Source organism: Stenotrophomonas sp. (assembly GCF_050737575.1).
Taxonomy (GTDB): Bacteria; Pseudomonadota; Gammaproteobacteria; order Xanthomonadales; family Xanthomonadaceae; genus Stenotrophomonas.
The window spans coordinates 335,320-352,712 of the sequence record NZ_JBOHXW010000004.1 but is presented as its reverse complement, the minus strand read 5'-3'; the positions used below and the strand labels follow the sequence as shown (position 1 = coordinate 352,712).

The following is a 17,393-nucleotide window of genomic DNA, read 5'->3' as shown; positions in this document are numbered from 1 at the left end:
CGCAGGCGGGAGAAGGGAGCATGCCGAGCATTGCGCATGCCTTCAGGCCACCGAACGGTGGCAGGCCGTGCGAAGCGCAGAGGGTTTCCGAAGCCAGCACCATCCCTTCTCCTGCTTGCGGGGTGAAGGCATGCGGCTTACGAGCCACTGGCTCGTGCATGGCTGAACGCCTCGCATGCTATGCGAGGCGGGGGCGCTGAGCGAGGTGCCTGAAGGGCGGATGGGGGGAGCTTTTCGCTATTGCCCTGCTTTCCACTCCGCGTACAGCCCGGCCTCGCCCGCCGGCCGCAACTGTCGCAGACCAGAGCTGGAAGCCGCCGGCCCCTCTGCCAACCGTGCATACACCGCGCCGGTAGAAAGTCCAAACGGTGCGCCGTCTTCGTTGGAATACGCAAACCACGCCTGCTCGATACCACACAGGTACATCGCCGCCAGGCACATCGGGCATGGATGACCGCTCGCGTAAATCACACAGCCGTCCAGACGCGGGCTGGCCAGTCTTGCACTGGCCAAACGGATGGCGTGCATTTCCGCATGGTCGGTGGGATCGTGGCTGGCATGAATGCGATTGGCCGCCTCGGCCAGCACCTTGCCATCCTTGACCAACACCGCGCCGAACGGTCGACCACCGGCAGCGATATTCGCGCGGGCCAACTCCACTGCGCGGCGCATGAAAACGTCCTGATCCGCCATCTTCATAACTCCAAAAAGGCAAAACCCCGCCGAAGCGGGGTTTTGCGTTGTTCGACAGAACCGGACGATCAGTCGCCCTGCTGCTTCTGCAGGTGCTCCCAACGCTCCTGCGCATCAATCGTGCGCTCGGCGGTGAGACGGGCTTCCAGACGATCCAGGCCAATTTCCTCGCCGGTATCGACGCAGAAACCATAGTCGCCGGCTTCCACACGCTTCAGCGTGCTGTCGATCTTGCCGATCAGCTTGCGGTAGCGGTCGCGGGTACGCAGTTCCAGCGAGTTCTCGGTCTCGCGGGTCGCACGCTCGGCTTCATCGCCGATGTCACGCACTTCCTCACGCAGGTTCTCGATGGTCTGCTTCGATTCCTCGACCAGATCAGCGCGCCAATGCAGCAGACGCTGACGGAAATACTCCTGCTGCAGCGTGCTCATGTACTCCTCGTCCGCCGTCGGCTTGTAGCCGGCAGGCAGGATCGGGCGGCCAGAGGCCTCGTCGGTCTTGTACTCGACCACCTTGTACTTGCTGCGCGGCGCCGGAGCGGTCGAACGAGCGGTTACGGCGACGGCCACCTTGCCAACCGGGCGAACAGCAACCGGAGCGGTGGATTTGACGGGTGTTTTCACGGGGGATTTCGAAACAGGCACGGGCTTCTTGGATTGCGGGGCTTTGGCCGCCGGCGTCGGTTTGGCAGCAACCGGCTTGACGGCCGGGGCTGGAACCTTCTTGGCGACTTCAGCCGGGACAGGCTTGGCCGTCACCGGCTTGACGGCCGGCTTCGGTACGGACTTGACCACGGTTGGGGTGGCGGGCGTCTTGACGACTTTGGCAACGGATTTCTCCGCCACCTTTTTCACCACCGGCTTGGCTGCAGGCTTGACGGCCTTGGCCACGGGTGCAGTTTTCTTTGCCGGCTTAGCGACGGGTTTGGTCACCTTGCTGGCAGGCGTTTTTTTGGCCACCGGAGCCGCCGGCTTGGCAGCAACCTTCTTGACGACGGCCGGCTTGGTCGCTGCCTTCTTGGCAACCACCTTTTTGGCAGGGGCCTTGGTTGCCGGCTTTACAGCCTTGGCAACGGGCTTGCTCACAGCCGGCTTGGACACCGCCTTCTTGACTACGGGTTTGGCGGTCTTCTTGGCGACCTTGACGGCCTTCTTTGCAGGTTTTTTAGCAGCCACGAAACGCTCTTCCTTGTTTCCCCCGGGGCCCGGGAAAGCGGGCCTTTATAGCCTACCCGACCAGCAGCAGCAACCGCGCCAGACACCGTTGCCTGAACGGATGCCCGGCCCGCGCTGCGAGGGTCCGGTGGCGTCACCGGACCGTTGTACGCAGTTCGGAACGTAACCAAGCGCGGCATCCGCGTCTGGTCGGCAGCGGTAAAGCCCAAAAGCTTTACCGGCACCGTCCTGCATCCTGCGACAAATCCAATGGCAATGCCAAGTGGCATATCATTCGGCTGTGATCGGCCGCCTACTCATTGCCGTACTGCGCTTCTACAAGCGCTTCGTCAGCCCCCTGCTCGGGCCGCGCTGCCGTTTTGTTCCCAGCTGCTCTGAATACGGGATGGAAGCCATCCGCGTACACGGCCCGCTGCGCGGCTGTTGGCTGACGCTGCTGCGGCTTGGCCGCTGCCAGCCCTTCCACCCTGGCGGTTTCGACCCGGTGCCCGAGCGCTCTGACTCTTCTTCTTGCCGCTGTACAGGAAAACACTGACATGTCCTCCACGCTCATCACCAATGCCCGCATGGTCAATGAAGGCCGCACCTTCGACGGCGACCTGCGCATCGAGAACGGCCGCATCGCGCAGATCGGCACCGGGCTGACGCCGCGCGACGGCGAAGAAATCGTGGATGCCGCCGGGCGCTGGCTGCTGCCCGGCATGATTGATGACCAGGTGCACTTCCGCGAGCCCGGCCTCACCCACAAGGGCGACATTGCCAGCGAATCCGCTGCAGCGGTGGCCGGTGGCCTGACCAGCTTCATGGACATGCCCAACACCAATCCGCCGACGCTGGACTCGACCATCCTCGAAGCCAAATACGAGTTGGCCAAGGGCCGCGCCTGGGCCAACTACGGTTTCTATCACGGCGCCAGCAACGACAATCTGGAAGCCATCCGCGCACTGGATCCGAAGAAAGCGCCGGGCGTGAAAGTGTTCATGGGCGCATCCACCGGCAACATGCTGGTGGACAACCCGGAAACGCTGGACGCGATCTTCCGCGAGTGCCCGACGCCGATCATCACGCACTGCGAAGACACGCCGATGATCGACGCCAACCTGAAGGCGTTCCAGGAAAAATACGGCGATGCACTGACCCCGGACATGCACCCGGACATCCGTTCGCGCGAAGCCTGCAAGAAGTCCACCCTGCTGGCAATGTCACTGGCCCGCAAGCACGGCACGCGCCTGCATGTGCTGCACATTTCCACCGCCGACGAACTGGAACTGTTCGAGAAAGGCCCGCTGATCCGCGCCGACGGCAGCCGCAAGCAGATCACTGCCGAAACCTGCGTGCACTTCCTGCATTTCGCGCGCCCGGACTACGCAACCAAGGGCAACCTGATCAAGTGCAACCCGGCCATCAAGGAAGTGTCCGACCGCGAGGCGATCACCGCCGCACTCGCCAACGATGTGCTCGACGTACTGGCTACCGACCACGCCCCGCACACCTGGGAAGAGAAGCAGAAGCCCTACGCGCAGGCGCCATCCGGCCTGCCGCTGGTGCAGTACGCACTGGTCGCCGCGCTGGAGCGCGTGCACGAAGGCAAGCTCACCCGCGAACAGGTGGTGCAGAAATTCGCCCATGCGCCGGCGCAACTGTTCGACGTGGAAGAACGCGGTTTCCTGCGCGAAGGCTACTTCGCCGATCTGGTGTTGGTGGAGGACGTGCCGTTCACGGTCAAGCGCGAAGACGTGCTGTCCAAGTGCGGTTGGTCGCCCTTTGAAGGCACCACCTTCCGCTCGCGTATCGCTTCCACCTGGGTCAACGGTCAACAGGTGTGGGATGGCAGCAAGCTGGTCGGTGCACCGGCCGGCCAGCGCATGACCTACGACCGCTGATGCGCTCGGCATTGATGGTCACGGCGCTGCTGCTGGCAGCGCCGCTGTTCCCCGCAGCATCCGCACAGGCGCAGGACGGCATCGGCGACCTGCTGGTCGACAATCGCGTCGTGTTCCCCGCCAGCGTGTCGCAAGGCGCGATGGTGGTCGGCAAGGTGCCGGCCGGCAGCAACGTCCGTTACGGCGGTCGCGATCTGCGCGTGAGCGGCTACGGCAGCGTGGTGTTCGGCGTCGGCCGCGACGAAAGAGGCCCTTTGCAGGTGCAGGTCCGCCGCCCGGATGGCAGCAGCGAAACCGCATCCATCGCGGTGACGCCGCGCGACTGGCCGACCGAGCGCGTCAACGGCGTGCCACCGAAGACGGTGAACCCGCCGCCCGCCATTGCCGAACGCATCGCCCGTGAGCAGGCGCAGGTCACCGAAGCGCGCAAGCGCGACGACAACCGCACCGATTTCAGCCAGACCTTCATCTGGCCGGTACAAGGCCGTATCAGTGGCCGCTTCGGTAATGCACGCGTCTACAACGGGCAACCGGGAAGCGGCCATTCCGGCATGGATATCGCCGTGCCAACCGGCACCCCAGTGAAAGCGCCGGCCGCCGGCATCGTCACCTTCGCCGGCCCGGATCTTTACCTGACCGGCGGCACCCTGGTGCTCGACCACGGCTACGGCATCAGCTCCAATTTCCTGCACCTGTCACGCATCGACGTGAAAGTGGGCGACCGGATTGAACAGGGCCAGAACATTGCCGCCGTCGGTGCGACCGGGCGCGCGACCGGGCCGCATCTGCATTGGGGGATGAACTGGTTCGACACCCGCATTGACCCGCTGCTGGTGTTGGAACGCGGCAAATAAAGCCGAAGGGAATGTAGTGCCGAGCCACGCTCGGCAGAGGGCTTACCGGTAGAGCCTCAGCCGAGCATGGCTCGGCTCTACAGGGGCGTTCCCAACACTACTTGTGGGAGCAGCCCAAGCCGCGAAGCTTATGGATCAACAGCCCACAGCCTCCCCTCATCCGCCCTTCGGCCCCCCCGCCTTCGCGGGGACAGGCTCTTCTCCCGCTGACGGGAGAGGCGAGCGGCTCCGGCGAGCTGCACCAGTTTTACCCCCGCGCAGCCCACCAGCTACGCCACAGCAAACCCGCCGGGCTCGGCTGGTACTCGCCGCCACGAATGCGCGCCTGCTGGCGGCCACGCGCGAGCACCGCATAGACACGACGCGGGCGCGGACCGGCCACACGCGACGGCCACGCCGCCTGCAAGGCCTTGTCCCATTCCATCTCATTGCTGAAGGTCTGCGGCACCGATGCGGCATTTTCCTGCACGCGCAGCGCCAGCATCTGCGTGGTGAGCGCCTCGGCAGCCGCCGGCGACAGTTTGCTGTTGAACACCGCGGCTTCCACCGCAGCCGCCGCTGCTGCGTACTGCGCCAACACCTTGCGCGCCTGCGCGGCATCGGTCGGCGGCTCGCGCGCGTCCATCAAGCTCGGCAACGCATCGGCCAACTGATCCCACGGCGCACGCACCGGCTCCAACACGCGCCCCAGCGGATGCCGTGAGCGCTGAGCGGCCCAGCTGCGCAGTTCCTCGCCCCACCACGCCAGCTTGGCGTCCTGCGGCGTTGTATCGCCGGTGGCGTTCAAGATGTCGTCAAATTCCTGCAGCAGCGCAAACCACGCCACGGCCCGGGCGCGATCTCCCTCCGCAACGAAGCGCTCCACGAAGGTCCATTCGGGCCAACGGTCACGCCACTTGTCCAGGAAGCTATCCAGCGCACTGCTCACGTCATTACCTCTGTTTCGTTGAGTCAGGCCGAAGCCCGTTTTGCGGCCGGCCATGCAGCCGCCTGCCAGAGCTGCTGCGGCAGCTCGCATAGATGATCGGCCTGCCACGCCAGCGGGTCATCGCCATCGAGGCGATAGCCCCACAGCGCCGCGATCGATGGCATGCCAGCGGCGCGTGCGGCGACGATGTCACGCTCGTCGTCGCCCACATACACGCAGGCACCGGGCGCGGCCTTGATGCGCTGCGCCGCCACTTCCAACGGCAGCGGATGCGGCTTGCGCTCCGGCAGCGTATCGCCGCCGATCAACACCGCACAACGCTGCTCCCAGCCCAGTTGCGGCAGGATCAGTTGCGCCAGGTATTCGGGCTTGTTGGTGACGATGCCCCAGACCGTGCCGGCTTGCTCCAGCGTTTCCAGCATCGTTTCGATACCGTCAAACAAACGTGCGTATTGGCCGATCAGGGATTCGTAGACCTCCAGAAACTCCGGCACCAGCGCATGGCGCTCGCTCTCGGCCATCTGCGGAAATGCAACCGCCAGCATCGCCCGCGACCCCTTGGACACCACCGGACGCAGCTGCTCCAGCGGCAGCGCCGGCAAGCCACGCGCTTCACGCATGCGATTGGCGGTGGCGATGAAGTCCGGCGCGCTGTCCAGCAGCGTGCCGTCCAGGTCGAACAACACCGCCGCCGGGAACGACGCGGCGGTCATGCCTGTGCCGGCTTGACCGCGTAGGCCAGGTAATTGATCTCGGTGCGGCTGCTCAGGCGTGCGCGATTGCGCCACGGCTCGTAGGCCATGCCGGTGACGTCCTGCAGCTGCAGGTCGGCCTCACGCAGCCACGCGCCGAGCTCGGCCGGCTTGATGAATTCCTGGTAATGGTGCGTGCCCTTGGGCAGCAGCCGCGCGATGTATTCGGCACCCACCACCGCCACCGCAAATGCAGCCGGGGTGCGGTTGATCGTGGACAGGAACAGCTTTCCGCCCGGACGCAGCAAGCGCTGGCAGGCGGCGATGATCGCGCCCGGGTCCGGCACGTGCTCCAGCATTTCCATGCAGGTGACCACGTCGAATGCGCCCGGCTGTTCTGCGGCAAGGTCTTCGGCAGCCTGCACGCGGTAGTCCACCTGCACGCCCGATTCCAGGCCATGCAGACGCGCCACCTTGACCAGCTCCGGTGCCAGATCAATGGCCGTCACCTGCGCCCCTTCCTTGGCCAGCGCCTCGCTCAACAAGCCGCCGCCGCAACCGATATCCAGCACCTTGGCACCGCGCAGCGTGGCGCGGTCGGCAACGTACTGCAGGCGCACCGGATTGAGCGCGTGCAACGGTTTTTGCGGGCCATCGGCGTCCCACCAGCGGTTGGCCAATGCGGCGAACTTGTCCAGTTCGGCCTGATCGAAATTGGTGGAGGTTGCACTCATCTGTATTTCCTCTTTGGGCCGCCTGCGCGACCCGGCTGCGCCCTCAGGCGCGGATGTTGCGGATACGGTTGCGCCACTGGCGTGCATTGGCGGTGATCGCGGCCACGTCCATGCCAACCAGTTCGCGCTGGACCAACTTGGGCTTGCCGTCGATCCACACGTCGCTGACCTGGTGACGGCCAGCGGCATAAACCAGTTGCGACAGCACGTGGTGCAGCGGCTGCGTTTCCAGCGCCGACAGATCCACGCATGCCAGATCGGCCTGCTTGCCCACTTCGATCGAACCCACGCGGTCGCCGAAGCCCAGCGCGCGCGCGCCACCGAGCGTTGCCGCGCGCAGCGTGGTGGCAGCGTCCAGCGCAGTGGCGTCGTTGGCGACGGCCTTGGCGAGGATGGCCGCGGTGCGGTTCTCGCTGAACATGTCCAGATCGTTGTTGCTGGCGCAGCCGTCGGTGCCGATGGCCAGGTTCACGCCGGCCTTGACCAGCGCACATGCCGGGCAGAAGCCCGACGCCAGTTTCAAGTTCGATTCCGGGCAATGCACCACGCTGACGCCACGTTCGGCGCAGAGGTGGATTTCGGCGTCGGTCAGCTGGGTCATGTGCACCGCGATCAGGCGGTCATTGACCAGCCCCAGTCGATCCAGTCGCGCCAGCGGGCGCTGCCCGTGCAGCGCGATGGAATCGGTGATTTCCTGCGCGGTTTCATGCGTGTGCAGGTGCACCGGAATATCGAGCTGGTCGGACAACATCCGCACCCGCTCGAAGTTGGCATCGCTCACCGTGTACGGCGCATGCGGCGCGAATGCGGTGCCGATCAGCGTGTCGTCACGCCAGGTATCGTGCAGCTCGGTGGCGCGGGCGAAGTACTCGTCATCACTCTTTGCCCAGGCGCTGGGGAAGTCGATGATCACCGAGCCCACCAACGCGCGGAAACCATGCTGCTTGTACACAGCGGCCTGCACGTCGGCGAAGAAATAGTTTTCGTTGGCACATGTCGTACCGCCGCGCAGCATCTCGGCAATGGCCAGCGTGGTGCCATCGGCAACGAACTCCGGGCCGATCACCGCTGCTTCCACCGGCCAGATGTGCTCGCGCAGCCAGGTCATCAACGGCAGATCGTCGGCCACGCCGCGCAGCAGCGTCATCGGGTTGTGCGTGTGCGCGTTGACCAAGCCGGGAATCAGCGCCGCTTCCGGTCGCGACACCACTTCTTTGGCAGCGAACTGGACACGCGCTTCAGCGCGCGGCAGCACCGCCACGATCTTTCCGCCGGTCACGGCCACCGCGTGGTCTTCCAGCACCACCGCATGCGGCTCGACCGGAACCACATAACCGGCTTCGATCAGAAGGTCACATTGCTGGGGTTGGATATCGCTCACGCCGGTTCACCTCTAGATCTGCTACTGAATCCATCCAGCCAACGCCGGATGCGAAAAAGGCTTCGGGCTTCCGAAAGGTCGCCCGAAGCCCAATGTGACCTGCGCCACGATCCCCACCTGCGCGGAGATGACGCAATGGCAAAGGCGTTTGCGCTTGCGCAAACGCGCCATTACGTCACTTGACGCGTGCGGAGTATTCGCCCGAACGCGTATCAACGCGGATGATTTCATCCTGGTTGACGAACAGCGGCACGCGCACCACGGCGCCGGATTCCAAGGTGGCCGGCTTGCCGCCGCCGCCCGAGGTATCGCCGCGCACGCCCGGATCGGTCTCGACGATCTTCAGTTCGACGAAGTTCGGCGGGGTCACGTCGATCGGCACGCCGTTCCACAGGGTCACCACGCAGGACTCTTCGCCCTTCAGCCACTTCTCGGCGCCGTTCATGCCGGCCTTGTCAGCCTGCACCTGCTCGAAGGATTCCGGGTCCATGAAGTGCCAGTACTCGCCGTCGCTGTACATGTAGTTCATGTCGGTATCGACCACGTCAGCTGCTTCCAGCGTGTCAGTCGACTTCATGGTCACTTCCTGCGTGCGGCCGTCCTTGATCAGGCGGTACTTGACGCGGGTGAAGGACTGGCCCTTGCCCGGCTTGACGTACTCGGTGTCGATGATGACTGCCGGGGCGCTGTTGACCAGGATTTTCATCCCGTTCTTTACGTCGTTCATGCCGTAACTGGCCATGCTGAAACTCCTGAATTGGCAAAACCGGCACGTGTTTCGGCCGGCCGGATTAGAATGGAACGCCCGCCATCAGGCGGGGCAACTGTTTTTCTGACCGCCAATGATAACCGCAGCCCCCGCCCACGCTCCACAAAAAGCCATCCTGACCCTGCCCGGCGACCGCTGGCAGGCGCACTGGCGCGCCGCCATCCGCGAGCCGTCGCAGCTGCTGGCCGAGCTTGGGCTGGCGCCGGAAGACATGGGGGTTTCGGCCGACGCGCTGGCGCAGTTCCCGTTGCGGGTACCGCGCGGCTTCGTGGCCCGCATGCGCCACGGCGACCCGACCGATCCGCTGCTGCGGCAGGTGCTGCCCATCAACGAGGAGATGCAGGTCGTCCCCGGGTTCAGCTTCGATGCGGTGGGTGACAGCCAGGCCAAGAAAGCCACCGGCGTCATCCAGAAATACCGTGGCCGCGCCTTGCTGGTCGCCACCGGCAGCTGCGCCATCCATTGCCGTTACTGCTTCCGCCGGCACTTTGATTACGCCGAAGAGAACGCCGCCAAGGGTGGCTGGCAGGAGGCCGTGGCCGCCATTGCCGCCGACCCGAGCATTGATGAAGTGATCCTCAGCGGCGGCGATCCGCTGTCGCTGGCCACCTCCAAGCTGGTCGAACTGACTGATGCGCTGGCCGCCATCGGCCACATCAAGCGCCTGCGCATCCACAGCCGCTTGCCAGTGGTGCTGCCCGAGCGCGTGGACGCGGAACTGCTGCAGTGGCTGAGCGCCCTGCCCTGGCCGGTGGCGTTCGTGATCCACGCCAACCATGCCAATGAATTCGATGCCAGCGTCGACGCGGCGATGTCCTGCCTGCGCGGCACCGGCGCGCAACTGCTTAACCAAGCGGTGCTGCTGCGCGGGATCAATGACGACCTGGCGACGCTGGCCGAGCTGAGCGAGCGCAGCTTTGCGGCAGGCGTGCTGCCCTATTACCTGCATCAGCTGGACCGCGTGCAGGGCGTGGCGCATTTTGAAATCAGCGACGAACAGGCGCTGTCGCTGCATGCCGGGCTGCTGGCCCGGCTGTCCGGTTATCTGGTGCCCAAGCTGGTGCGCGAAACCGCCGGCGACACCAGCAAGCGGCCGATGACAGGCCCGGATTACGAATTGGCGAACCTGTAAGGCAGGCGCTTCAGTTCATACCAACATGCTCGGCACACTGACCATGTCGTGCTCCAACAGCTGCACCAGCGCATCGGCGTCCAACGGACGACCCAGCCAGTAGCCCTGCACCAGATCGCAGCCGCGCTGACTGAGTAGTTCAAACTGCGCCCGCTGCTCGACACCCTCCGCCACCACCGTGATGCCCAGCGCATGGGCCATGGCGATGATGGCGGTGGTCAGCGCCAGATCGTCCGGATCGCGCTCCATGTCGGCCACGAAGCTGCGATCGATCTTGACCCCGTCCACCGGCACCTGACGGAGATGGCTCAGCCCGGAGAAGCCGGTACCAAAGTCATCCAGCCACACCCGCACGCCGGCACGGTGCAGCCGCTCCAGCAGTGTCACGGCCAGAATTTCGTCGCCGATGACCGCCGTTTCGGTCAGTTCCAGATGCAGACGCGACGCCGCCAGCCCCGAGGCATGCAGGCTGGTTTCAACCTCGCCGACCAGATCGCCGTTACGCAGCTGACGCGGCGAGACGTTGACCGAGATGAAGATTTCCTCGCCCATCACGTTGCGCGGCCACGTCATGGCCTGCTCGCAGGCCGCGTGCAGCACCTTCGGCCCGAGCGCCTGGATCAGGCCACTCTGCTCGGCCACATCAATGAACACCGACGGAGGGATCGAACCCAGCGTCGGGTGGTTCCAACGCAGCAGCACTTCGGCGCCGACCAGAATGTGGTCGCGGGTACGGAAGATGGGCTGGTAGACCAGCCGCAGCTCGCCGCGATCCCACGCGCCGCGCAGCTCCTGCTCCAAGTACAAGCGCCGCTCGACCGCGTGGTCCATCGCCCGGTTGTAGTAGCGGAAGCAGTTCTTGCCGGCCAGCTTGGCCTGGTACATGGCGATGTCGCCGTTCTTCAACAGCGCCGTGGCCCCGTTCGCATCTTCGGGGAACAGGGTGATGCCGATGGAGCTGCCGAGGAAGATTTCGCGCTGCTGCACCTGCAGGGGCTGCCCCAGCTCCACCACCAGTCGCTCGGCCAGCTTCGCCGCCACCTCGGCCGCGCCGCGCCCGCTGTCACCAACCAGAATCACGAACTCGTCGCCACCAAAGCGCGACAACAAGGCGCCGTGGCCGCCTACCTGATCCACCGAGGTGGCAATGCGCTGGGCAAACTGCAACAGCGCGTCATCACCGGCTTCATGGCCGAGCGTGTCGTTGACCCGCTTGAACTCGTCAATGTCGATGAACAGCAGCGCCAGCGACTGGCCGTCCTGGCGCGCCTCGTGCAGGCGCTCCTCCAGCGTCTCGCGGAACGCCAGGCGATTGGTCAGGCCGGTCAGGGCGTCGGTATAAGCCATCTGCCGCACTTCCCGATCATGCCGGGCGATGCTCTGGCTCATCCCGTTGAAGGTGCGCAGCAAGTCGCTGATCTCATCGCCGCGGCGGGTCGGCTGTTCTTCAATCTGGTAATCGCCGCGTTCAATACGCTGCGCGGCGCTGCTCAGCCAGCGGATTGGCCGCACCATCGTGCGCTGGATGTACAACGCGGTGGCACTGGCAAAAACCACCAGCGCCGCCATCAACGCAGTCAACCACAGCCATTGCCGCCGCCGGCTTTCCTCCAGCCGCTGCGACAGCGCGCGCATGGCCGCCGCTTCCTGTGCCTGCACCGGCTTCAGGTCCATGCCAACCCGCAGCCCACCTATACGCAGGTCGCCGATATGGATGGGCAGGTCCACTTCCAGCACCGACGGTGACTCCTGTAGCAGCAGCTTCTGCGCGGCCACCGCCGACTGCGCCAGCGGATCGTGCATCGGCTGCCCATAGCCGGCCACATCAATGGAGCCGTCGTGGATCAGGTCACCCTCGGCGTCGTGCACCAGCACATAGCTCACCGACTCCTGCGCAGTGGTGTTGCGCACCAGCGCACCAATGGCAGCCAGATCTTCGTAATACAGCGGGTTGACCAGGCTGTCGGCCAAGCCCTGCGCCAGCGCGGTGCCGCGCTCTTTGACACTGTGATCCAGCACCTGGCTGACCACCTCGACCCCGTTCCGCAGCAATTCCTGCTGGGCCTTGGCTTGGCGCGCCAGCATCAGCGCGACGATGATCGTGACCACCAACAACGCCGCACCGGATGCCAGCAAAAACCGGGCCTGCAGACCGAAGCGAAAGCGGTTCATTCCACCTCCAAGCGGATACGCAGCAAGCCATTACGCAGGCGGTCCAACGCCCGCTGGCTGTCGGCGTCCACCGGATGAAAGCCGGTGGTCCCGAAGAATTTGGCCAGTGCCGGGCCAGCAACGGGGTCGCGGCTTGCATCCAACAACACCTGCTGCAGGCGCGCTCGCACCGCAGGGTCAAGGTCGGACCGCACCATTTCCAGCGCACGCGGCATTGGTTCGCTACGGAAGATCACTCGCATGTCGCCCCGGAACGCCGGCGGCATGCTGCGGTCGTTCATCCAATCCAGGCTGCTGATCACCCCGGCATCCACCACCCGTTTGTGCACATAGGTGGAGATGTTCAATTCGGTCCGCGCGAACACATAACCCACCGTATCGGCGGCAGGCACATCGTTGGGGGTCAACAGGATTTCCGGCTTCACGCCGTGCGCAAGCAGCTCCATGGCCGGCACCAGGTACGCACTGGTCGACAGCGCGCTCTGCAGCGCCACGGTGCGGCCCTTGAGGTCTTCCAGGCTGCCAATCGGACTGTCGCGGCGCACGAAGAACACGCTTTCGTAAGCGCCCACGCCACTGCGCTCAGTCAACAACAACGGGCGCGCGCCGGCCCGCTGCTGCAAGGCCATGGCCGTGCCGGCGGTTTCTGTCACCCAGTCCACGCGCCCACGACGCAGGTAGCTGCCCATCTGCTGGGCATCCTTGGCCATCAGGACGCGTCCTTCGACGATCCCGACGTCCCGCATCCTTGGCACCACGTAGTCCAACAGCGGTTTGAGCTGGTCATAGTGAGACTTCGGATCATCACTGATCCGACCCAACACCAGCACCGAACGCTCGACCGCCCCGCAAGTTACCGGCTGTAGCGCAGCCAGTCCCAATACGGCTCCCCAAAGCCATCGAAACACGCGCAAAACGGCAGCTCCCCAAACGATCCAGCAAGCCTACCGGAAATTCCGCACCGTGATGAGGAGCTTAGCCAGGACTGCTTCCGGCCAGACGTGCCATACGCTGTGCGTCGGCCAGAATGCCCCGCAGCAAGCGGACTTCCTGCTCGGTCAGGTCGGCTTTCATGAACAGCCGGCGCAGCTTGCGCATAGCCGATTCCGGGGCACGGCCCTTGTGGAAATCTATCTGATCGAGGGTGTCGCCGAACTGGCTGAACATGCCTTCCAGCTGCGCATGATTGGCCGGGGCCTCGCCAAAACCCGGCTCCGGCGCGACCAACTGTACCTGCCCTTCGAGCTGGGCCATGCGCACTTCGTAGGCCAGCACCTGCACGGCTGCGGCCAGATTCAGCGAGCTGAATTCCGGATTGGACGGGATATGCACAGCCACATGGCACAGCTGCAGCTCTTCATTGGTCAGACCGGTACGCTCGCGGCCGAACACGAAGGCCACTTCGGCGCCCTCACCGGCCTTGGCAACCGCACGCTGGCCGGCCAGTTCCGGCAGCAGCTCCTCCAACTGCACCCGGCGCGAGCGCGCCGTGCAGCCCAGCACCAGTTGGCAGTCGGCCACGGCCTCGGCCAGGGTCGCCACCACCGGCGCATCGCCCAGCACGTCCTCGGCACCAGCCGAACGGCGCAATGCCACGTCATCCAGCGGCTTTTCGGGGGCGACCAGCACCAGCCGCGCCAGCCCCATGGTTTTCATCGCACGGGCGGCCGCCCCGATGTTTCCAGGGTGCTGAGTACCAACAAGAACGAAACGGATATGGACAGGAACAGACATGGATGGCAAAAAATCAGGAGCGAGACAGCTGCAGATGGTAAACTGCGCGACCGGCCTGTGCGCCGGACCCGCTCTTTTCCCCCGCCAATCCGATCTCAGCCTTCACGGGAGCCTTTCGCCATGCAGAAACCCGCCGTAACCGTCATGGTCAAGGCCGCCCGCCTCGCCGGCAACGTCCTGCTCCGCAACATCAACAAGCTCGAAGCACTCAATGTAGTGCAGAAGGGTCGGATGGATTACGCCAGCGAAGTGGATGGCGATGCGGAGAAAGTAATCGTCAAAGAGCTCAAGCGCGCCTATCCCGAATATGGAATTTTCGGTGAAGAAGGTGGCGTGCAGGGCAGCAAGCGCCAGATGTGGGTGATCGACCCGCTCGACGGCACCAGCAACTACCTCCGCGGCTTCCCGCATTACTGCGTATCTATTGCGCTTGTCGAAAATGGCGAGCCGACCGATGCGGTGATCTTCGACCCGCTGCGCAACGAACTGTTCACCGCCAGCCGTGGCAACGGCGCGGTGTTCAATGATCGCCGCATCCGCATTTCAGACCGCAAGGATCTGGAAGGCACCATGATCCACACCGGCTTCGCCCCGCGCGAACGCGCCCGTGCCAGCAGCCAGCTCAAGGCCCTCGACACCCTGCTGGTGCAGGCCGAGGACGTCCGCCGCACCGGCTCGGCCGCGCTCGACCTGGCCTACGTGGCCTGCGGCCGCGCTGATGCCTACTTCGAGGCTGGCGTGAAAGCATGGGACATCGCAGCCGGCGTATTGCTGGTCCGGGAGGCGGGCGGCAAGGTCTGCAACTTCCGTGGCGCCACCCCGGCCCGCATGGACGACCGTGGCCCGGAGACGCAGCAGATTGTCGCCGGCAACATCAAGGTCTGCGAGGCCCTGCAGAAGGTACTCGTCAACACCGGTTATGCCGCTGAGTTCGATCCGAAGTTCTGATTGATCGACTGCATTGCGGCAAAGAAAACGGCACCCGAAAGGGTGCCGCTTTTGTTTGGGCGTGCGCGGTTTCAACTGCTGTTGTTGCTGTGGCTTTCCCCTCTCCCGCCTGCGGGAGAGGGGCAGGGGTGAGGGCAGCACTTGCTCTGAGCCTTGGCAGTGGCTTTTACCTTTGATGCATCGAATGCCCTTCCAGAGCGACAGCGATGAAAACGGCTGAAATGAAAGCAGCCAAGAGCACCCTCACCCCTACCCCTCTCCCGTTTACGGGAGAGGGGAAAGCCATAGCCACAGCTGAAGCAGCAACAGCACCTGCGTCAACACCTGCTGGAACCTCAACCTCCAATCCAAAAACAAAACGCCCGGCACTTGGCCGGGCGTTTTGAATGCAACAACTATCTGAAACCCATCACACCAAACCCATCACACCACCGTCGACGAACGCAGCGCAGCGATGCGCTCTTCCAGCGGCGGGTGGCTGAGGAACAGCTTCTTGGCGGTCGAACCGGCGATACCGAACGCGGCGATCTGCGTCGGCAACGTGCTCTGGCCGTGATTGAGCTTCAGGCGCTCCAGCGCGGCGATCATCTTCTGACGGCCAGCCAGCGTCGCACCGCCGTGGTCAGCGCGGAACTCGCGGCGACGCGAGAACCACATCGCGATCATCGTCGCGCCCAGGCCAAACACCATCTCCAGCACGAACACGATGATGTAGTACGCAAAGCCACGGCCGCCACCTTCGCGGTTACCCGACAGCGCACTGTCGATCACACCACCGACCACGCGGGCCAGCACGATCACGAAGGTGTTCAACACGCCCTGCAGCAACGCCATGGTGATCATGTCGCCATTGGCAACGTGCGCGATCTCGTGGCCCAGCACTGCTTCGGCCTCGTCCTCGCTCATGTTGTGCAACAAGCCGGTAGATACCGCCACCAACGCATTGTTGCGGTTGGCGCCGGTCGCGAATGCATTGATCTCCGGTGCGTCATACACCGCCACTTCCGGCATGCCGATGCCGGCAGCCTTGGCCTGGCGCGCCACCGTGTCCAGCAACCAGCGCTCGGTCTGGTTGCGCGGCTCGGTGATGACCACCGCGCCAGTACCGCGCTTGGCCATGAACTTGGAGAGCAGCAGCGAAATGATGGAACCACCGAAGCCGAAGATGGCTGCCATGACCAGCAAACCACTCATCTGCGAGGAGTTCACACCCAAGACGGACATGACGACGCTTGCCAGAACAAGCACCGCGACGTTGGTCAGAAGAAACAGCCCGATACGGGTAAACATGGGAAAGAGTTCCATGAAGGTGGAAAAGTCCGGTAAATCTGCGGCTCGTACAGCTTGAATTCAAGCATAAAACTGACCGACGATTCAGCTTCAATGCCTTCTCTTCCTTACCGCGGCCGTTTCGCGCCTTCCCCGACCGGTCCCTTGCACCTGGGTTCGATGCTGGCCGCCTTTGGCAGCTGGCTATTGGCCCGTCATGCGCACGGCCAATGGCTGGTGCGAATTGAAGATATAGACCCTCCCCGCGAGGTCCCCGGCGCGGCCGATCTGCAGCTGGCCACGCTGGCCGCGTTCGGCTTACAGGCCGACGAGCCGGTGCAGTACCAAAGCCGCCGACATGCGCTTTATCAGGCGGCCAGCGCGCAGTTGCTGGTGCAGGGCAAGGCCTTCCATTGCCACTGCAGCCGCGCCGATCTGGCCGGCCAACACGGCATCCATCGGCAGTGCGTGGCCAGCCAGCAGCGCCCGCAGCCGGCCATCCGCCTGCGCGTGAACGATGGCAGCCGCATCCGTTTCGACGATGCGCTGCAGGGCTCGATTACGCAGGACGTGGACCGCGAAGTGGGCGACTTTGTCCTGCTACGCGCCGACGGTTACTGGGCATATCAGCTGGCCGTCGTGGTGGACGATGCCGAGCAGCAGATCAGTCATGTCGTACGCGGCGCTGATCTGGTCGACTCCACACCGCGCCAAATTTTGCTGCAACAGGCACTGGGTGTACCGACACCGGCATATCTGCATCTGCCCCTGTTGCTGGGTACTGATGGCCACAAGCTGTCCAAGTCCCTAGCCGCCATGCCGGTAGATACAAATGCGCCGTTGCCCGTGTTGCGCTGGCTGTGGGCCGCATTGGGGCAGAACCCGGCAACCCTGCATTCGGCAACCTCCGTCGCCGACCTGCTGCAACACGCCGCCGCCGGGTTCGAGCCGAGCCGGTTGCAAAAAGAATCACGGATCGTCGCGGGATCGCCCCCGGCCTGACTGCAGTTTCTTTAGAATCGGTGGCTT

The 17,393-nt window shown here is 64.4% G+C and carries 17 protein-coding genes; 6 read left to right on the top strand and 11 right to left on the bottom strand.

All coding sequences use genetic code 11. The annotated features are described in order from the left end of the window. Nucleotides 1–237 precede the first annotated feature (237 nt). Entirely contained in the window at nucleotides 238–693 is a 456-nt protein-coding gene (locus ACREP4_RS10180; RefSeq protein ID WP_431596061.1) for a nucleoside deaminase, read from the bottom strand. Between the two features lie 68 nt (nucleotides 694–761). Further along, nucleotides 762–1,868, bottom strand: a complete 1,107-nt coding sequence (gene dksA, locus ACREP4_RS10175) for an RNA polymerase-binding protein DksA (RefSeq protein WP_431596060.1) — start codon at nucleotides 1,866–1,868, stop codon at nucleotides 762–764. 262 nt (nucleotides 1,869–2,130) lie between these two features. On the opposite strand from dksA, the gene yidD reads away from it, so the two are divergent. From yidD to ACREP4_RS10160, 3 genes are read left to right on the top strand one after another with little or no spacing between them, the layout of a single operon-like run. Further along, on the top strand, nucleotides 2,131–2,403 hold the full coding sequence (yidD, locus tag ACREP4_RS10170) for a membrane protein insertion efficiency factor YidD (RefSeq protein ID WP_431596059.1): 273 nt from the start codon (nucleotides 2,131–2,133) through the stop codon (nucleotides 2,401–2,403). A gap of 1 nt (nucleotide 2,404) precedes the next feature. After that, on the top strand, nucleotides 2,405–3,751 hold the full coding sequence (locus ACREP4_RS10165; protein WP_431596058.1) for a dihydroorotase: 1,347 nt from the start codon (nucleotides 2,405–2,407) through the stop codon (nucleotides 3,749–3,751). Continuing rightward, nucleotides 3,751–4,605, top strand: a complete 855-nt coding sequence (locus tag ACREP4_RS10160) for a M23 family metallopeptidase (protein ID WP_431596057.1) — start codon at nucleotides 3,751–3,753, stop codon at nucleotides 4,603–4,605. Before ACREP4_RS10165 ends, ACREP4_RS10160 begins: the two co-directional genes overlap by 1 nt. A 247-nt stretch (nucleotides 4,606–4,852) precedes the next feature. On the opposite strand, the gene ACREP4_RS10155 is transcribed toward ACREP4_RS10160, so the two are convergent. The 5 genes from ACREP4_RS10155 to efp all read right to left on the bottom strand — a co-directional run bounded on the left by ACREP4_RS10155 (nucleotide 4,853) and on the right by efp (nucleotide 9,082). Then, nucleotides 4,853–5,587, bottom strand: coding sequence for a phytoene/squalene synthase family protein (locus ACREP4_RS10155; RefSeq protein WP_431596056.1), 735 nt, complete (start codon nucleotides 5,585–5,587; stop codon nucleotides 4,853–4,855). Then, the gene (locus ACREP4_RS10150) at nucleotides 5,557–6,246 is read right to left on the bottom strand and encodes a phosphoglycolate phosphatase (protein WP_431596055.1); all 690 of its coding nucleotides are present in this window, start codon (nucleotides 6,244–6,246) and stop codon (nucleotides 5,557–5,559) included. Before ACREP4_RS10150 ends, ACREP4_RS10155 begins: the two co-directional genes overlap by 31 nt. Beyond that, on the bottom strand, nucleotides 6,243–6,959 hold the full coding sequence (gene ubiG / locus ACREP4_RS10145; protein WP_431596054.1) for a bifunctional 2-polyprenyl-6-hydroxyphenol methylase/3-demethylubiquinol 3-O-methyltransferase UbiG: 717 nt from the start codon (nucleotides 6,957–6,959) through the stop codon (nucleotides 6,243–6,245). Before ubiG ends, ACREP4_RS10150 begins: the two co-directional genes overlap by 4 nt. 43 nt (nucleotides 6,960–7,002) lie before the next feature. Beyond that, on the bottom strand, nucleotides 7,003–8,340 hold the full coding sequence (locus ACREP4_RS10140) for a TRZ/ATZ family hydrolase (RefSeq protein ID WP_431596053.1): 1,338 nt from the start codon (nucleotides 8,338–8,340) through the stop codon (nucleotides 7,003–7,005). A 175-nt stretch (nucleotides 8,341–8,515) separates the two neighbouring features. After that, the gene (gene efp, locus ACREP4_RS10135) at nucleotides 8,516–9,082 is read right to left on the bottom strand and encodes an elongation factor P (protein ID WP_431596052.1); all 567 of its coding nucleotides are present in this window, start codon (nucleotides 9,080–9,082) and stop codon (nucleotides 8,516–8,518) included. 100 nt (nucleotides 9,083–9,182) lie between these two features. Between efp and epmB the strand changes: the two genes are divergently transcribed. Beyond that, nucleotides 9,183–10,241, top strand: a complete 1,059-nt coding sequence (epmB, locus tag ACREP4_RS10130; protein ID WP_431596051.1) for an EF-P beta-lysylation protein EpmB — start codon at nucleotides 9,183–9,185, stop codon at nucleotides 10,239–10,241. A gap of 15 nt (nucleotides 10,242–10,256) precedes the next feature. Here epmB and ACREP4_RS10125 read toward each other — a convergent pair whose 3' ends face one another. The 3 genes from ACREP4_RS10125 to ACREP4_RS10115 form a co-directional block, all read right to left on the bottom strand. Further along, nucleotides 10,257–12,413, bottom strand: a complete 2,157-nt coding sequence (locus tag ACREP4_RS10125; protein ID WP_431596050.1) for a putative bifunctional diguanylate cyclase/phosphodiesterase — start codon at nucleotides 12,411–12,413, stop codon at nucleotides 10,257–10,259. After that, complete coding sequence (locus tag ACREP4_RS10120) at nucleotides 12,410–13,327, bottom strand: phosphate/phosphite/phosphonate ABC transporter substrate-binding protein (protein ID WP_431596049.1); 918 nt, start codon at nucleotides 13,325–13,327, stop codon at nucleotides 12,410–12,412. Before ACREP4_RS10120 ends, ACREP4_RS10125 begins: the two co-directional genes overlap by 4 nt. Before the next feature lie 61 nt (nucleotides 13,328–13,388). After that, a complete protein-coding gene (locus ACREP4_RS10115) occupies nucleotides 13,389–14,147 on the bottom strand; it encodes an RNA methyltransferase (protein WP_431596048.1) in 759 nt (252 codons plus the stop codon). A gap of 120 nt (nucleotides 14,148–14,267) precedes the next feature. Between ACREP4_RS10115 and ACREP4_RS10110 the strand changes: the two genes are divergently transcribed. Then, nucleotides 14,268–15,095, top strand: coding sequence for an inositol monophosphatase family protein (locus ACREP4_RS10110; protein ID WP_431596047.1), 828 nt, complete (start codon nucleotides 14,268–14,270; stop codon nucleotides 15,093–15,095). A 423-nt stretch (nucleotides 15,096–15,518) separates the two neighbouring features. Here ACREP4_RS10110 and htpX read toward each other — a convergent pair whose 3' ends face one another. Beyond that, nucleotides 15,519–16,385 (bottom strand): protease HtpX, encoded by an 867-nt coding sequence (gene htpX, locus ACREP4_RS10105; protein ID WP_431596046.1) that lies wholly within the window; start codon nucleotides 16,383–16,385, stop codon nucleotides 15,519–15,521. A 93-nt stretch (nucleotides 16,386–16,478) separates the two neighbouring features. Between htpX and gluQRS the strand changes: the two genes are divergently transcribed. Then, nucleotides 16,479–17,366 (top strand): tRNA glutamyl-Q(34) synthetase GluQRS, encoded by an 888-nt coding sequence (gluQRS, locus tag ACREP4_RS10100; protein WP_431596045.1) that lies wholly within the window; start codon nucleotides 16,479–16,481, stop codon nucleotides 17,364–17,366. Nucleotides 17,367–17,393 lie beyond the last annotated feature (27 nt).